Raw genomic sequence first — 13,744 nt, forward strand, 5'->3', positions numbered from 1 at the left:
CGTGCGGCGTCCGGCATGACCGGGTCGGGGCCCTGGATCCCCGGGGAGGCGGGCAGCGAGGCACGACGCCACGCGCCCGCCACGCTGCGCAACCGCATGGCGATCGCGGACGTGCTCCGCGAGCAACTGCCGCGCAGCGGAATGGTGCTGGAAGTCGCGAGCGGATCGGGCGAGCATGTCGCCTATTTCGCGGAGGAGTTTCCAGCACTCGACTGGCAACCGAGCGATCCTGATCCGGACGCGCTGGTGTCGATCGCGGCATGGTGCGACGGAATCGTCAACGTCGCGCCGCCGCTCGCGCTCGACGCGAGCGCAAGCGATTGGCCGATCTCGAGGGCGGATGCGTTATTGTGCATCAACATGGTCCATATCAGCCCGTGGAACGCGACGCTGGGCCTCCTGACGGGCGCGGCCAGACTGTTGGCGCCGGACGCACCGCTGATCCTGTACGGCCCGTTCCTGCAGACCGACGTGCCGCCTGCACCGAGCAACACCGCCTTCGACGAATCGCTGCGGGCACGGGATGCGCGCTGGGGCTTGCGGCAGGTCGAATCAATCGAGCGTATCGCGGCGGGGCACGGTTTCACGCGCGGCGGGTTGATCGAGATGCCCGCGAACAACCTGATGCTGGTGTTCCGCGCGGGGTAGCGCGTTACTGCACTTCCTCGAGTGCGCGTTTGACGTGGCGAACGCGTTCGCGCCACAGAATGTAAAGGCCGCTCGCGACGATGACGGGTGCGCCGATCCACAGGGCCGCGGCGGGGAGCGTTCCGAAGATCAGCCAGCCGAACAGCGTCGCCCAAAGCAGCGACGAATAGTCCATCGGCACCACAACCGACACGGGCCCCCAGCCGAGCGCGCTCGTCATCGCCAGCTGCGCGATGCCGCCGATCAAACCCACGCCCGCCAGCAACAGCCAGACGTCGGCGGAATGACTGCGCGCGACGAACGTGTAGATCAGGCCGAGCGGCAGCAACGACAGGGTCGAGAACCAGAAGACGACCGTCATCGCGCTTTCGGTTCGGGTGATCTGGCGCAGCAGGATCGACACGCCTGCGGTCCCCAGCGCGCCGAGTAGGCCCGTAACCGCCCCCCATAGCGGGAAATGCCCGCTCCCAGGTTGCGCGACGATCAGCACGCCGATGAACCCTGCAATGACCGCAATCCACCGGTGCCAGCCGGTCGGCTCGTGGAGGATGAGCGCACCTAGGATCGTCGCGAAGATCGGCATCGTGAAGCCGAGCGTTGTCGCCTCGGCGAGCGGCAGCGTAACGATCGTCGTGAAGGTGAACGCCATCGCGACCAATCCCAGAACGGCGCGCGAGATATGTGCCCCGATTTTCTGCGTCGCGACCGAACGCCAGCCGGGGCCGGCGACAACGATGCTGCCGACCAGAATTGATGCCCCCAATTGGCGGAAGAAGAGAATTTCGCCCAGCGCCGCACCGTGTTGTTCGGCCAGCTTGATGACGACGTTCATGATGGCGAACAGCATGACCGACACGAGCCGCATCCCGATCGCGGCAAGAATACGGTCGGGTGTGCGCAGGATGTCGCGAGGAATGTGCTTGCTGGGGGCAGGGGACGTCATTGGCGTCCTCCTAGGAGGATGCTCGCCGGACCGCCAGCTACGGGGTCAGGCAAGCGCGTCCCACGCAGCCTCGAACGCGCTTCGTTCGGTCTCGCTCAGGTGCAGGCCGATCTTGGAGCGCCGCGACAGCACGTCTTCCGCGCTCCGGGCCCATTCGCGGGTGCGCAACCACCGCGCTTCGACTTCGCTCACACCCCCGCCAAGGTCTTGGCCCAGATCCTCGGCGGTTTTAACGTCCTGCAACATATCCGGAAGCATCGATCCATAGGCATGCGCCATCCGCTCCGCGCGGGCCGCGCCGAGGAAAGGCCAGGTCGCGCAGACTTTTGCGACATATTGCGGGAAGGCGGGGATTGCACCGCCGGGAAACGCGCGCGCGCGCGTGACAGGATACGCGCTGAAGCCCATCGGCGTAGCTAGCTTCTCGAGCGCTTCCTCCGCCAGATGCCGTGCGGTCGTGATCTTACCGCCGAAGATCGACAGGAGCGTGGGGCCGTTCGTGTCGAGCTCCAGCACGTAATCACGCGTCACCGCCTTCGCTTCGCTTGCGCCGTCGTCGTACAGCGGGCGGACCCCCGACCAGGTCGAGGTGACGTCCGCGGGGGTGATCTGCCGCGTGAAGTGGCGGTTCGCCGCCTCGCACAGATAGGCGATCTCGTCCTGGTCGATCACGGCGTCTTCTGGCGCGTCGACCGGGACGTCGGTGGTGCCGATTTCGGTGAAGCGGTCCTGATAGGGGATCGCAAACACGATCCGCCGATCGGGCTGTTGCAGGATATAGGCGTGGTCGCCGTCATACAGCCGCGGGACGACGATGTGGCTTCCCTTGACCAGCCGCACGCCCGAGGCGGCGTTGACGCCGAGGCGGCCAAGCAGTTGCGAGACCCACGGCCCCGCCGCATTGACCATTCCGCGCGCGCTGACGCTGCTGCCGTCGGAAAGATGCGCCTGCCATACGGCTCCGTCCCGCCGTGCCGAGTCAAGCGCGACTCCGACACGGATGTCCGCGCCATTGGCGGCGGCATCGATCGCGTTGAGCACGGTAAGCCGCGAATCGTCGACGAACGCGTCCGAATAGACGAAGCCTTTGGACGCGGCCTTGAGCGGGGCCACGAACGCCGTATCGCTCTTGCGGAGCCCGCGCGAGCGCGCCAGCGTCATCTTGCCGCCAAGGAAATCGTACAGATACAGGCCCAGTCGGACCATCCACCACGGCCGCACCGCATTTTCGTGCGGAAGCACGAAACGTAGCGGGTGGATGATGTGTGGTGCCGCCTTCACCAGCCGTTCGCGTTCGCGCAAAGCCTCGGCGACGAGCTTGAACTCGTAATATTCGAGATAGCGAAGCCCGCCGTGGATCAGCTTGGTCGATGCCGAGGAAGTATGCGCGGCGAGATCGTCGCGTTCCACCAGCAGGACCTTGAGCCCTAGCAGGCTCGCTTCGCGTGCGATCGCACAGCCGTTGATACCGCCGCCGACGATGAGGAGATCGTATGTCACCGCTGTCCTCTATCGCAGTCACACGCGGGAAGCGACCCGGGTTTTGGTGTTCGGAAGCGAACGGCGACGTCGGAAAGTTAGGGGAAAGTTAGGCGAAATGCGCCGCGTTTCGACGCAATTTATCCTTTAAATACAGGGTGGCCGACAGTGTCAAAGAGCGGGAGGGGACCTTTAGCGGAACCATACGATGTAGGACATCGGCGGTGTCGTTCTCCCGGGAAGGGGGGTTTGACAGGAGGTGTTGATTGCACCTCTGGCAAGGGTTGCTACGCTTCGCTTCTGTAGCCAGCCCGATCCCGGAGCACGGTTGCGCCGACCCACAGGAGATACGGTTTGTCGCGGTTCCGGTTCGTTGTGCCGTATCTCCTTGCTTTCGGCATGGCTGGCATGGCTGGTGGGCAAGCCATCAGATTCAGCAGTGCGCCTGCCAAGATCAACGTTCCGAAGGTGGAACATGAGGGGGTATGGCAGCCAGCCCCAGGTGGAACGCAAGTGCCGCTCTGGCCTGAGACTGTCGCGCTGGCGAAGCCCGATACGGGCGACCATCCCGAGGCTACTGGCAACGGCTCGCCGCTCGTCGGTGGGCGGATGTGGTATTGGGCCAGTTATGTCACCCGGCCGACCATGACGGTCTACAGGCCCAAGGGGCGGAACACCGGTGCCACGATGATGGTCCTGCCCGGCGGGGGATTCTACGCGGTTGCGACCGACCTCGAAGGCACCGAGATCTGCGACTGGGTCGTGCGACAAGGCATGACCTGCGTGATGCTCAAGTATCGCACACCGCAGGTCTGGCCGCAGGAGAATGGAAAGCAGCAGCGCCCGAAGGCGCTACTCGGGCTGGAAGACGCCCAGCGCGCGATGGGGCTGTTGCGGCAGCGCGCGTCCACCTACGGAATCGATCCGCACAAGATCGGCGTAATCGGCTTCTCCGCAGGCGCTTATCTCGTGGCGAACATGAGCAATACCGAAGAGCGTACCTACCCGCCAACCGATGCGGCCGACCGGCAATCGCCCCGGCCGGACTTCGCGATCGTGGCCTACACTGCGCGGATGCTCGACAACAGCAAGGGGAGGAACACGCTCGACCTGCAACCCTGGGTGAAGATCAGCCCGAACGCTCCGCCGACGCTGATCATCCATGCGATGGACGATCCGACCGACAATGTCCGTCAAGCCATGGCCTATGCGCTGGCGTTGAACGACGCTGGCGTGCCGGTCGACATGCGTCTTTACGCGAAAGGCGGTCATGCCTTCGGGATGCGCCCGACCGCCGATCCGATCACGCGGGAATGGCCCGGGCAGGTCAAGCAATGGCTCCGAACCCTCGGTGTGCTATGACGGGCGCATCGCAGTAAGCGCAAACCCATGCATTTGCGCCGCTAGCCCCTCCGTCCCGTCTGCAAAGCCGACCGACTCGGTTGACCCGGAAGCCGTCGCACTGTATGCGCACCTCCGCTCGACCGAAGGTTTTCCTGCGGGACAGTGCTTGAACATTGCTGGATGCATTCCAGGACCCGGGGGGCGCATGTCCCTGACGGTCCTTTTTGTATTCCCGAAATTTGTTCTCGGGGGGCGTGATGGCTCCAGCAAAGTAACCATCGATCCAAGGTGAAGAGATTCAATGCCGACAATCAACCAGCTGGTCCGCAAGGGCCGCGACCCGCAGAAGGCCAAGTCCAAGGTCCCTGCGATGGAAGCAAATCCGCAGAAGCGTGGTGTTTGCACCCGCGTCTACACGACGACCCCGAAGAAGCCGAACTCGGCTCTGCGCAAGGTGGCCAAGGTTCGCCTGACCAACCAGCGCGAAGTCATCAGCTACATCCCGGGTGAAGGCCACAACCTGCAGGAGCACTCGGTCGTGCTGATCCGCGGCGGTCGCGTTCGCGATCTTCCCGGCGTGCGTTACCATGTCCTGCGCGGTGTCCTCGATACACAGGGTGTCAAGGATCGTCGCCAGTCGCGTTCGAAGTACGGCGCCAAGCGTCCGAAGTAAGCCGGTCGGCTCTGATAGCCGACCATCTTATGGCTGAAGTTAGAAAAGGTTTTTGATATGGCACGTCGTCGTCGGCCCGAAAAGCGGGTCATTCTTCCGGATCCCCAGTATGGGGACGAGGTTCTCTCCAAGTTCATGAACAGCGTAATGCTCGACGGTAAGAAGTCGGTCGCAGAGCTGATCGTCTACGGTGCGCTCGCAACCGTCGAGACGCGCGCCAAGAAGGACCCGATCGCGGTTTTTCATGACGCGCTGACCAACGTGAAGCCCGGCATCGAAGTTCGCAGCCGCCGTGTCGGTGGTGCGACCTATCAGGTCCCGGTCGAGGTTCGCCCCGAGCGCGCCCAGGCCCTGGCGATCCGCTGGTTGATCACTGCCGCCCGTGCGCGCAGCGAGAACACCATGTCGGCACGCCTGTCGGGTGAGCTGATGGATGCGGCGAACAATCGCGGCAACGCGGTCAAGAAGCGTGAAGACACGCATCGCATGGCCGAAGCCAACCGCGCCTTCTCGCATTATCGCTGGTAATCGTTCAGACGGCGGCTTTTCGCCGACAGAACTAACACCTATATATTGGGGAGCCGGTTTCGCTGGCTCCCCATATCCTTAAGGAAGCACTGACATGGCCCGCAGCCATCCGCTCGAACGCTATCGCAACATCGGCATCATGGCGCACATCGACGCCGGCAAGACGACGACGACCGAGCGTATCCTCTACTATACCGGCAAGTCCTACAAGATCGGCGAAGTGCATGAAGGCACGGCGACGATGGACTGGATGGAGCAGGAGCAGGAGCGCGGGATCACGATCACGTCCGCCGCTACGACGTGCAAATGGCGCGCCGAAGAAGGCAAGGGCGAAGAGCATCTGATCAACATCATCGATACCCCCGGCCACGTCGACTTCACGATCGAAGTGGAGCGTTCGCTGCGCGTGCTCGACGGTGCGGTCGCCTGTTTCGATGGCGTTGCCGGCGTTGAGCCGCAGTCCGAGACGGTGTGGCGTCAGGCTGAGAAGTACAAGGTTCCGCGGATGTGCTTCGTCAACAAGCTCGACCGGACCGGTGCTGATTTCTATTTCTGCGTTCAGTCGATCATCGATCGCCTGGGTGCGCGCCCGGCTGTGCTGTATCTCCCGATCGGCATGGAAGGCGGCTTCAAGGGTCTCGTCGATCTCGTCGAGAACCGCGCGATCATCTGGCTCGAAGAGAGCCTCGGCGCGAAGTTCGAATATGCCGAGATCCCCGAGGATCTCGTCGAGAAGGCAGCGAAGTATCGCAGCGACCTGATCGAGATGGCGGTCGAGCAGGACGATGCGCTGATGGAAGCCTATCTCGAGGGCAACGAGCCGAGCACGGCTGACCTCAAGAAGCTGATCCGCAAGGGCACGCTCAATTTCTCGTTCGTGCCGGTGGTTTGCGGTTCGGCGTTCAAGAACAAGGGCGTCCAGCCCCTGCTCGACGCCGTCGTCGACTATCTGCCGTCGCCGCTCGACGTTCCGGCTATTCAGGGCCTCAAGCTCGACGGCACCACCGTCGACGAGCGCCCTTCGTCGGACGAGGCGCCGTTCTCGGCGCTCGCGTTCAAGATCATGAACGATCCGTTCGTGGGTACGCTGACCTTCGCGCGCATCTACTCGGGCAAGCTCGAGACTGCGTCGCAGGTCACGAACTCGGTCAAGGACAAGAAGGAAAAGGTCGGTCGCATGCTGCTGATGCATGCGAACGAGCGCGAGGACATCCAGGTGGCATATGCGGGCGACATCGTCGCACTCGCAGGCCTCAAGGACACCACGACGGGCGACACGCTCTGCGCGATGAGTGCTCCGATCATCCTCGAGCGGATGGAATTCCCCGAGCCCGTGATCGAGCTCTCGGTCGAGCCCAAGACCAAGGCCGATCAGGAGAAGATGGGCGTCGCGCTCAATCGTCTCGCACGCGAGGATCCATCGTTCCGCGTTTCGTCGGACTCCGAATCGGGTCAGACGATCATCAAGGGCATGGGCGAGCTCCATCTCGAGATCCTGGTCGATCGCATGAAGCGTGAGTTCAAGGTCGAGGCAAACGTCGGCGCGCCGCAGGTTGCTTACCGTGAATATCTCGGCAAGCCGGTCGACGTCGACTACACGCACAAGAAGCAGTCGGGTGGTACCGGCCAGTTCGGTCGCGTGAAGGTCAAGGTCACGCCGGGCGAGCGCGGTTCGGGCATCATCTTCAAGGATGAGATCAAGGGCGGTAACATTCCGAAGGAATATATCCCGGCGATCGAAAAGGGCTTCCGCGAGACGGCTGCTACCGGTTCGCTGGTCGGCTTCCCGATCATCGACTTCGAGATCCTCGTCTATGACGGCGCCTACCATGACGTCGACTCGTCGGCGCTGGCGTTCGAAATCTGTGCTCGTGGCGCAATGCGTGAAGTCGCGCAGAAGGCCGGGATCAAGCTGCTCGAGCCGATCATGAAGGTCGAGGTCGTGACGCCTGAGGATTACCTGGGTGACGTGATTGGCGACATGAACAGCCGTCGTGGCCAGATCCAGGGCACCGACACCCGCGGCAACGCGCAGTCGGTGGACGCGATGGTTCCGCTGGCGAACATGTTCGGCTATGTGAACGCGCTGCGCTCGTTCACGCAGGGTCGTGCGAACTACTCGATGCAGTTCTCGCATTACGAGGAAGTTCCCGCGAACGTTGCGGACGAAGTGAAGGCCAAGCTGGCCTAAGGTGTCAAACCTGACGCCCGTGAATGGGCGTCAGGGCTGGCGCTACCGAAAAACTCTCGCTATGGGGCGCGCTTCGCGTGGCGCTCCGGGCGAACCGAAAACGATCAATAAGGTAGGAAATCATGGCGAAGGCAAAGTTTGAGCGGAACAAGCCGCATCTTAACATCGGCACGATCGGCCACGTCGATCACGGCAAGACGTCGCTCACGGCTGCGATCACCAAGGTGCTCGCTGAGACCGGTGGCGCCACGTTCACCAGCTATGCCAACATCGACAAGGCTCCCGAGGAGCGCGAGCGCGGCATCACGATCTCGACCGCACACGTCGAGTATGAGACCGAAGCACGTCACTACGCGCACGTCGATTGCCCGGGTCACGCCGATTATGTGAAGAACATGATCACCGGTGCGGCACAGATGGACGGCGCGATCCTCGTCGTTTCGGCGACCGACGGCCCGATGCCGCAGACCCGCGAGCACATCCTGCTCGCACGCCAGGTCGGCGTGCCGACGATGGTCGTGTTCATGAACAAGGTCGATCTGGTCGACGACGCCGAGATCCTCGAGCTCGTCGAGCTGGAAATCCGCGAGCTGCTCTCGTCGTACGACTTCGACGGCGACAACATCCCGGTCATCCAGGGTTCGGCTGTTGCAGCCCTCAACGACGTTACGCCTGAGATCGGCCATGACGCCGTCCTCAAGCTGATGCAGGCTGTCGACACGTACCTGCCGCAGCCCGAGCGTCCGCTCGACAAGCCGTTCATGATGCCGATCGAGGACGTTTTCTCGATCTCGGGTCGTGGTACGGTTGTCACCGGCCGCGTCGAGACCGGCATCGTCAAGGTTGGCGAAGAAGTCGAGATCGTCGGTATTCACCCGGCAGTCCGCAAGACGACCGTCACGGGCGTCGAAATGTTCCGCAAGCTGCTCGACCAGGGCCAGGCAGGCGACAACATCGGCGCGCTGATCCGCGGCGTCGGCCGTGAAGAAGTCGAGCGTGGCCAGGTTCTGGCAAAGCCGGGTTCGATCACGCCGCACACCGACTTCCAGTCGGAAGTGTACGTGCTGTCGAAGGACGAGGGTGGCCGTCACACGCCGTTCTTCGCCAACTACCGCCCGCAGTTCTACTTCCGGACCACGGACGTCACCGGCACGGTCGAGCTGCCTGAGGGTACCGAGATGGTTATGCCTGGCGACAACGTTGCACTCGGCGTCAAGCTGATCGCACCGATCGCCATGGACGTTGGCCAGCGCTTCACGATCCGTGAAGGCGGCCGTACGGTCGGCTCGGGCATCGTCAGCGCGATCGCCAAGTAAGACCTAACCGTCTTTTTAAAAAAAGCTGCCGCCCGCGCCTCAAATCGAGGCGCGGGCGGTTGCCTTTTTATGGAGGGCCGTGTAGTGGCCCGCCTCCGGTTTTTAAAAGAACTAACTAGCGCCCGGTAACGGGCCCGCTCTTTCGCATTGGTAGGGACTATGGACAGCAATATCCGCATCCGTCTGAAGGCGTTCGATCACCGTGTGCTCGATCAGGCGACCGGCGACATCGCCGACACCGCGCGCCGTACTGGCGCTCTTATCCGTGGCCCCATTCCTTTGCCGACGCGCATCGAGAAGTTCACGGTCAACCGCGGCCCGCACATCGACAAGAAGTCGCGTGAGCAGTTCGAAGTCCGCACCTACAAGCGCATGCTCGACATCGTTCAGCCGACCCCGCAGACGGTCGACGCGCTCATGAAGCTCGACCTCGCCGCAGGCGTTGACGTCGAGATCAAGCTCGCCTAATAGCGGCGCTTCGCAAGAGATTCGGTCCGCCAAAACGGACCTGATAGGGATACCGCCAGCCTCGGCTGGGTCTGCGTCCCCCGACACGTTTCCCGCCACGGCGGGGGCACCAGCCCGGGTCGGGGCAGCAGTATAAAAGAATTTGGGCTGAACCGGTTCCGGTCGAGGCGAGACGCTTCGGTCGGGGCCAGCACGCATGTTCCGGAATGGTCCGGGATGTGCCTCTGCACTGATTGGAGCATTGGTCATGCGCACTGGCGTGATCGCGAAAAAGTTGGGGATGACCCGCTTGTTCCAGGACGATGGGCGCCACGTGCCCGTCACCGTCCTGGCACTGGAAAATCTGCAGGTGGTGGCCGTTCGCGAGGCCGACCGTGATGGATATGTTGCTGTGCAGCTTGGTGCCGGCGTTGCGAAGGCGAAGAATGTCGCCAAGCCGCAGCGTGGCCACTTCGGCAAGGCCGAAGTCGAGCCCAAGGCGAAGCTCGCAGAATTCCGCGTCGCCGAGGATGCTGTCCTCGAAGTCGGCGCGACCATCTCGGCAGATCACTATGTTTCCGGCCAGATCGTCGATATCCAGGGCGTTACCCAGGGTAAGGGCTTCCAGGGCGGCATGAAGCGTTGGGGCTTCGGCGGTCTTCGGGCAACCCACGGCGTTTCGGTCTCGCACCGTTCGCTCGGTTCGACCGGTCAGCGTCAGGATCCGGGCAAGGTCTTCAAGAACAAGAAGATGGCCGGCCAGATGGGCGACAAGAACCGCACCCAGCAGAACCTCGAAATCGTATCGACTGACGTCGAGCGCGGCCTCATCTTCGTCAAGGGTTCGGTCCCGGGCTCGAAGGGTGGCTGGTTGCTCGTCAAGGACTCGGTCAAGGTCGCGCGTCACGCTGATGCGCCGTACCCCGCCGGTCTCCGCCAGGTCGCCAATAACAACGACACCGCTCCCGCCGAGACGCCTAACGACGTCGCGACCGTGGACGCGACCGACGGCCAGGAGGGCTGATCATGAAGGTTACCTCTCAGTCTTTCGACGGCGCAGCCGGCACGGAAGTCGAGCTCAACGACGAGGTCTTCGGCCTCGATCCGCGCGCCGACATTCTGCACCGCGTCGTTACCTGGCAGCTTGAGAAGCGTCGTGCGACCGCAAGCGGTACGCGTGAGCGCGCCGACGTTGCTCGCACCGGCAAGAAGTTCGGTCGCCAGAAGGGCGGCGGTACGGCACGTCACGGCGATCGCCGCGCGCCGATCTTCGTCGGTGGTGGTAAGGCGCACGGTCAGCGGACACGCGACTTCAACCCGGGCCTGAACAAGAAGGTTCGTGCGCTCGGTCTGAAGATGGCGCTGTCTAGCCATGCGCAGGCTGGCACGCTGGTCGTCATGGACAGCCTCGCTGTCGAGGCGAACAAGACCAAGACGCTGATCGGCAGCTGGTCGAACATCGGTGCGGGCGAGACCGCACTCGTGATCGACGGCGACATGGTCGACACGAGCTTCGCACTGGCTGCGGGCAACCTGCACACGATCAACGTGATGCCGGCTGCAGGCGCCAATGTGTACGATATCCTGAAGCACGACACGCTGGTCCTGACCCGCGCTGCCGTCGAGAAGCTGGAGGCCCGCTTCAATGGCTAAGCAGAAAGAGGCGATCGACGCACGTCACTATGACGTCATCGTCGCGCCGCACATCACCGAGAAGGCGACGCTGCTCAGCGAGCACAACGCGGTCGTGTTCAAGGTCACCAACGACGCGACCAAGCCGCAGATCAAGGCTGCGGTCGAGGCGCTGTTCGACGTGACCGTTCTGGGGGTCAACACGATCGTCCAGAAGGGCAAGACCAAGAAGTGGAAGGGTGCTCCTTACAAGCGCTCCGACATCAAGAAGGCGATCGTGACGTTGAAGGACGGTCAGTCCATCGACGTGACGACGGGGATCTGATCCGATGGCACTGAAGCATTATAATCCGACGAGCCCCGGCCAACGCGGGCTCATCCTCGTCGACCGTTCGGCGTTGCACAAGGGCGGCCCCGTCAAGGCGCTGACCGAAGGCAAGCGCAAGACCGGTGGGCGCAACAACAAGGGCCATGTGACCTCGCGCGGCATCGCCGGTGGTCACAAGCAGCGCTACCGCATCATCGACTTCAAGCGCCGTAACTGGGGCGTCGATGGCGTGGTCGAGCGGATCGAATATGATCCCAACCGCACCGCCTTCATCGCACTGATCAATTATGGTCAGACCGCGGAAGGCAAGGACAACGTCGCGTACATCATCGCGCCGCAGCGTCTGGCCGTTGGTGATCGCGTGATCGCCGACAAGAAGACCGACGTTAAGCCGGGCAATGCGATGGAACTGGGCCAGATGCCGGTCGGCACGATCGTCCACAACGTCGAGATGAAGCCGGGCAAGGGCGGTCAGCTCGCACGGTCGGCAGGCACGTATGTGCAGGTCGTCGGTCGCGACAAGGGCATGGTCATGGTCCGCCTCAACTCGGGCGAGCAGCGTTACCTCCACGCCAATTGCATGGCGACGGTCGGTGCGGTGTCGAACCCGGACAACGGCAACACCAACCTGGCGAAGGCCGGTCGTAACCGCTGGTTGGGCATCCGCCCGCTGACGCGTGGTGTCGCCAAGAACCCGGTCGACCATCCGCACGGCGGTGGTGAAGGCCGCACCTCGGGTGGCCGTCATCCGGTCACGCCTTGGGGCAAGCCGACGAAGGGTGCGCGCACCCGTCATAACAAGTCGACGGATAAGATGATCATCCGTTCGCGTCATTCGACGAAGAGGAAGGGCTAAGATGGCTCGCTCAGTCTGGAAGGGTCCCTTCGTGGATCTCCATCTGTTGAAGAAGGCAGAAACCGCGCAGGAAACCAACGCGCGTGGTGCGATCAAGACCTGGTCGCGCCGCTCGACGATCCTGCCGCAGTTCGTCGGCCTCACGTTCAGCGTCTATAACGGTCGCAAGTTCGTGCCGGTTTCGGTCAACGAGGACATGGTGGGCATGAAGCTCGGCGAGTTCGCGCCCACCCGCTATTTCCCCGGCCACGCCGCGGACAAGAAGGGCAAGCGCTAATGTCTAAGGCAAAAGCTCCCCGCCGCGTGGCGGACAACGAGGCGCTGTCGGTCGGCACGCAGATTCGTGGTTCGGCGCAGAAGCTCGGTCTGGTTGCAGCGCTCATCCGCGGCAAGAAGGTCGGCGATGCGATGAACATCCTGCAGTTCTCGACCAAGGGTATGGCCGTCGACGCGCGCAAGGTACTGGCTTCGGCCATCGCCAACGCCGAGAACAACCATAACCTCGACGTCGACGCGCTCGTCGTCGCAGAGGCTTCGGTCGGCAAGTCGATCGTGATGAAGCGTTTCGCGACTCGTGGTCGCGGCAAGTCGACGCGCATCCTCAAGCCGTTCAGCCGTCTGCGCATTGTCGTGCGCGAGCAGGAAGAAGCATAATGGGTCAGAAATCGAACCCGATCGGTCTGCGCCTGCAGATCAACCGCACCTGGGACAGCCGTTGGTACGCCGAAGGCGCCGACTACGGTCGTCTTCTCCTCGAAGACCTCAAGATGCGCACCTACATCATGAAGACGCTGCCGCAGGCCGCGATCTCCAAGGTGGTGATCGACCGTCCGGCCAAGCTGTGCCGCGTTTCGATCTTTGCTGCACGCCCCGGCGTGATCATCGGCAAGAAGGGTGCGGACATCGAGAAGCTGCGTCGTACCCTCGGTGCGATGACGTCTTCGGATGTCAGCCTGAACATCGTCGAGATCCGCAAGCCGGAAGTCGACAGCAAGCTCGTTGCTCAGGGCATTGCCGACCAGCTCGAGCGTCGTATCGCTTTCCGTCGCGCCATGAAGCGTGCGGTTCAGTCGGCGATGCGTCTTGGTGCCGAAGGCATTCGGATCAACTGCGGTGGCCGTCTTGGCGGCGCCGAGATCGCACGGTCGGAATGGTATCGCGAAGGTCGCGTTCCGCTCCACACGCTGCGCGCAAACGTTGATTACGCCGAAGCGCAGGCACACACGGCTTACGGCGTGTGCGGCGTGAAGGTCTGGATCTTCAAGGGCGAAATCCTGGGTCATGACCCGATGGCGACCGACCGGCTGATGATGGAAGCGCAGACTTCCGGCGTCCGGCCTGATCCGCGCCGCTAAGGAA

16 protein-coding genes are annotated in these 13,744 nt (G+C 62.9%); 14 read left to right on the forward strand and 2 right to left on the reverse strand.

Annotated elements, in window-relative coordinates; all coding sequences use genetic code 11:
• Positions 1 to 15 precede the first annotated feature (15 nt).
• A complete protein-coding gene (locus tag AC3WJR_RS02690) occupies positions 16 to 648 on the forward strand; it encodes a DUF938 domain-containing protein (RefSeq protein WP_492722075.1) in 633 nt (210 codons plus the stop codon).
• Between the two features lie 4 nt (positions 649 to 652).
• Here the strand turns inward: AC3WJR_RS02690 and AC3WJR_RS02695 are convergent, their stop codons facing one another.
• On the reverse strand, positions 653 to 1,591 hold the full coding sequence (locus AC3WJR_RS02695) for a DMT family transporter (RefSeq protein ID WP_492722077.1): 939 nt from the start codon (positions 1,589 to 1,591) through the stop codon (positions 653 to 655).
• 45 nt (positions 1,592 to 1,636) lie between these two features.
• Positions 1,637 to 3,091, reverse strand: coding sequence for a glycerol-3-phosphate dehydrogenase (gene glpD / locus AC3WJR_RS02700; RefSeq protein ID WP_492722079.1), 1,455 nt, complete (start codon positions 3,089 to 3,091; stop codon positions 1,637 to 1,639).
• Positions 3,092 to 3,583: 492 nt separating this feature from the next.
• Between glpD and AC3WJR_RS02705 the strand changes: the two genes are divergently transcribed.
• From AC3WJR_RS02705 to rpsC, 13 genes are all read left to right on the forward strand, one after another.
• Positions 3,584 to 4,432 (forward strand): alpha/beta hydrolase, encoded by an 849-nt coding sequence (locus tag AC3WJR_RS02705; protein ID WP_492722081.1) that lies wholly within the window; start codon positions 3,584 to 3,586, stop codon positions 4,430 to 4,432.
• A 283-nt stretch (positions 4,433 to 4,715) separates the two neighbouring features.
• A complete protein-coding gene (gene rpsL / locus AC3WJR_RS02710; RefSeq protein WP_010164594.1) occupies positions 4,716 to 5,087 on the forward strand; it encodes a 30S ribosomal protein S12 in 372 nt (123 codons plus the stop codon).
• 57 nt (positions 5,088 to 5,144) lie between these two features.
• Entirely contained in the window at positions 5,145 to 5,615 is a 471-nt protein-coding gene (rpsG, locus tag AC3WJR_RS02715) for a 30S ribosomal protein S7 (RefSeq protein WP_010164592.1), read from the forward strand.
• A 94-nt stretch (positions 5,616 to 5,709) separates the two neighbouring features.
• Complete coding sequence (fusA, locus tag AC3WJR_RS02720; RefSeq protein WP_354279779.1) at positions 5,710 to 7,806, forward strand: elongation factor G; 2,097 nt, start codon at positions 5,710 to 5,712, stop codon at positions 7,804 to 7,806.
• Between the two features lie 122 nt (positions 7,807 to 7,928).
• Complete coding sequence (gene tuf / locus AC3WJR_RS02725; RefSeq protein WP_242137512.1) at positions 7,929 to 9,122, forward strand: elongation factor Tu; 1,194 nt, start codon at positions 7,929 to 7,931, stop codon at positions 9,120 to 9,122.
• Positions 9,123 to 9,281: 159 nt separating this feature from the next.
• Positions 9,282 to 9,590, forward strand: a complete 309-nt coding sequence (gene rpsJ, locus AC3WJR_RS02730; protein WP_007406109.1) for a 30S ribosomal protein S10 — start codon at positions 9,282 to 9,284, stop codon at positions 9,588 to 9,590.
• Between the two features lie 247 nt (positions 9,591 to 9,837).
• Entirely contained in the window at positions 9,838 to 10,593 is a 756-nt protein-coding gene (gene rplC, locus AC3WJR_RS02735; protein WP_354279783.1) for a 50S ribosomal protein L3, read from the forward strand.
• Positions 10,594 to 10,595: 2 nt separating this feature from the next.
• Positions 10,596 to 11,222 (forward strand): 50S ribosomal protein L4, encoded by a 627-nt coding sequence (gene rplD / locus AC3WJR_RS02740; protein ID WP_492722089.1) that lies wholly within the window; start codon positions 10,596 to 10,598, stop codon positions 11,220 to 11,222.
• Positions 11,215 to 11,526 (forward strand): 50S ribosomal protein L23, encoded by a 312-nt coding sequence (locus AC3WJR_RS02745; RefSeq protein WP_131531370.1) that lies wholly within the window; start codon positions 11,215 to 11,217, stop codon positions 11,524 to 11,526. Before rplD ends, AC3WJR_RS02745 begins: the two co-directional genes overlap by 8 nt.
• 4 nt (positions 11,527 to 11,530) lie before the next feature.
• On the forward strand, positions 11,531 to 12,385 hold the full coding sequence (gene rplB / locus AC3WJR_RS02750) for a 50S ribosomal protein L2 (RefSeq protein WP_131531372.1): 855 nt from the start codon (positions 11,531 to 11,533) through the stop codon (positions 12,383 to 12,385).
• A gap of 1 nt (position 12,386) precedes the next feature.
• Complete coding sequence (gene rpsS, locus AC3WJR_RS02755; RefSeq protein WP_010164582.1) at positions 12,387 to 12,662, forward strand: 30S ribosomal protein S19; 276 nt, start codon at positions 12,387 to 12,389, stop codon at positions 12,660 to 12,662.
• On the forward strand, positions 12,662 to 13,039 hold the full coding sequence (rplV, locus tag AC3WJR_RS02760; RefSeq protein WP_010164581.1) for a 50S ribosomal protein L22: 378 nt from the start codon (positions 12,662 to 12,664) through the stop codon (positions 13,037 to 13,039). Before rpsS ends, rplV begins: the two co-directional genes overlap by 1 nt.
• Entirely contained in the window at positions 13,039 to 13,740 is a 702-nt protein-coding gene (rpsC, locus tag AC3WJR_RS02765; RefSeq protein ID WP_010164580.1) for a 30S ribosomal protein S3, read from the forward strand. Before rplV ends, rpsC begins: the two co-directional genes overlap by 1 nt.
• The last annotated feature ends 4 nt before the right edge of the window (positions 13,741 to 13,744 follow it).

The organism is Sphingomonas sp. FW306-05-A (genome assembly GCF_058782275.1).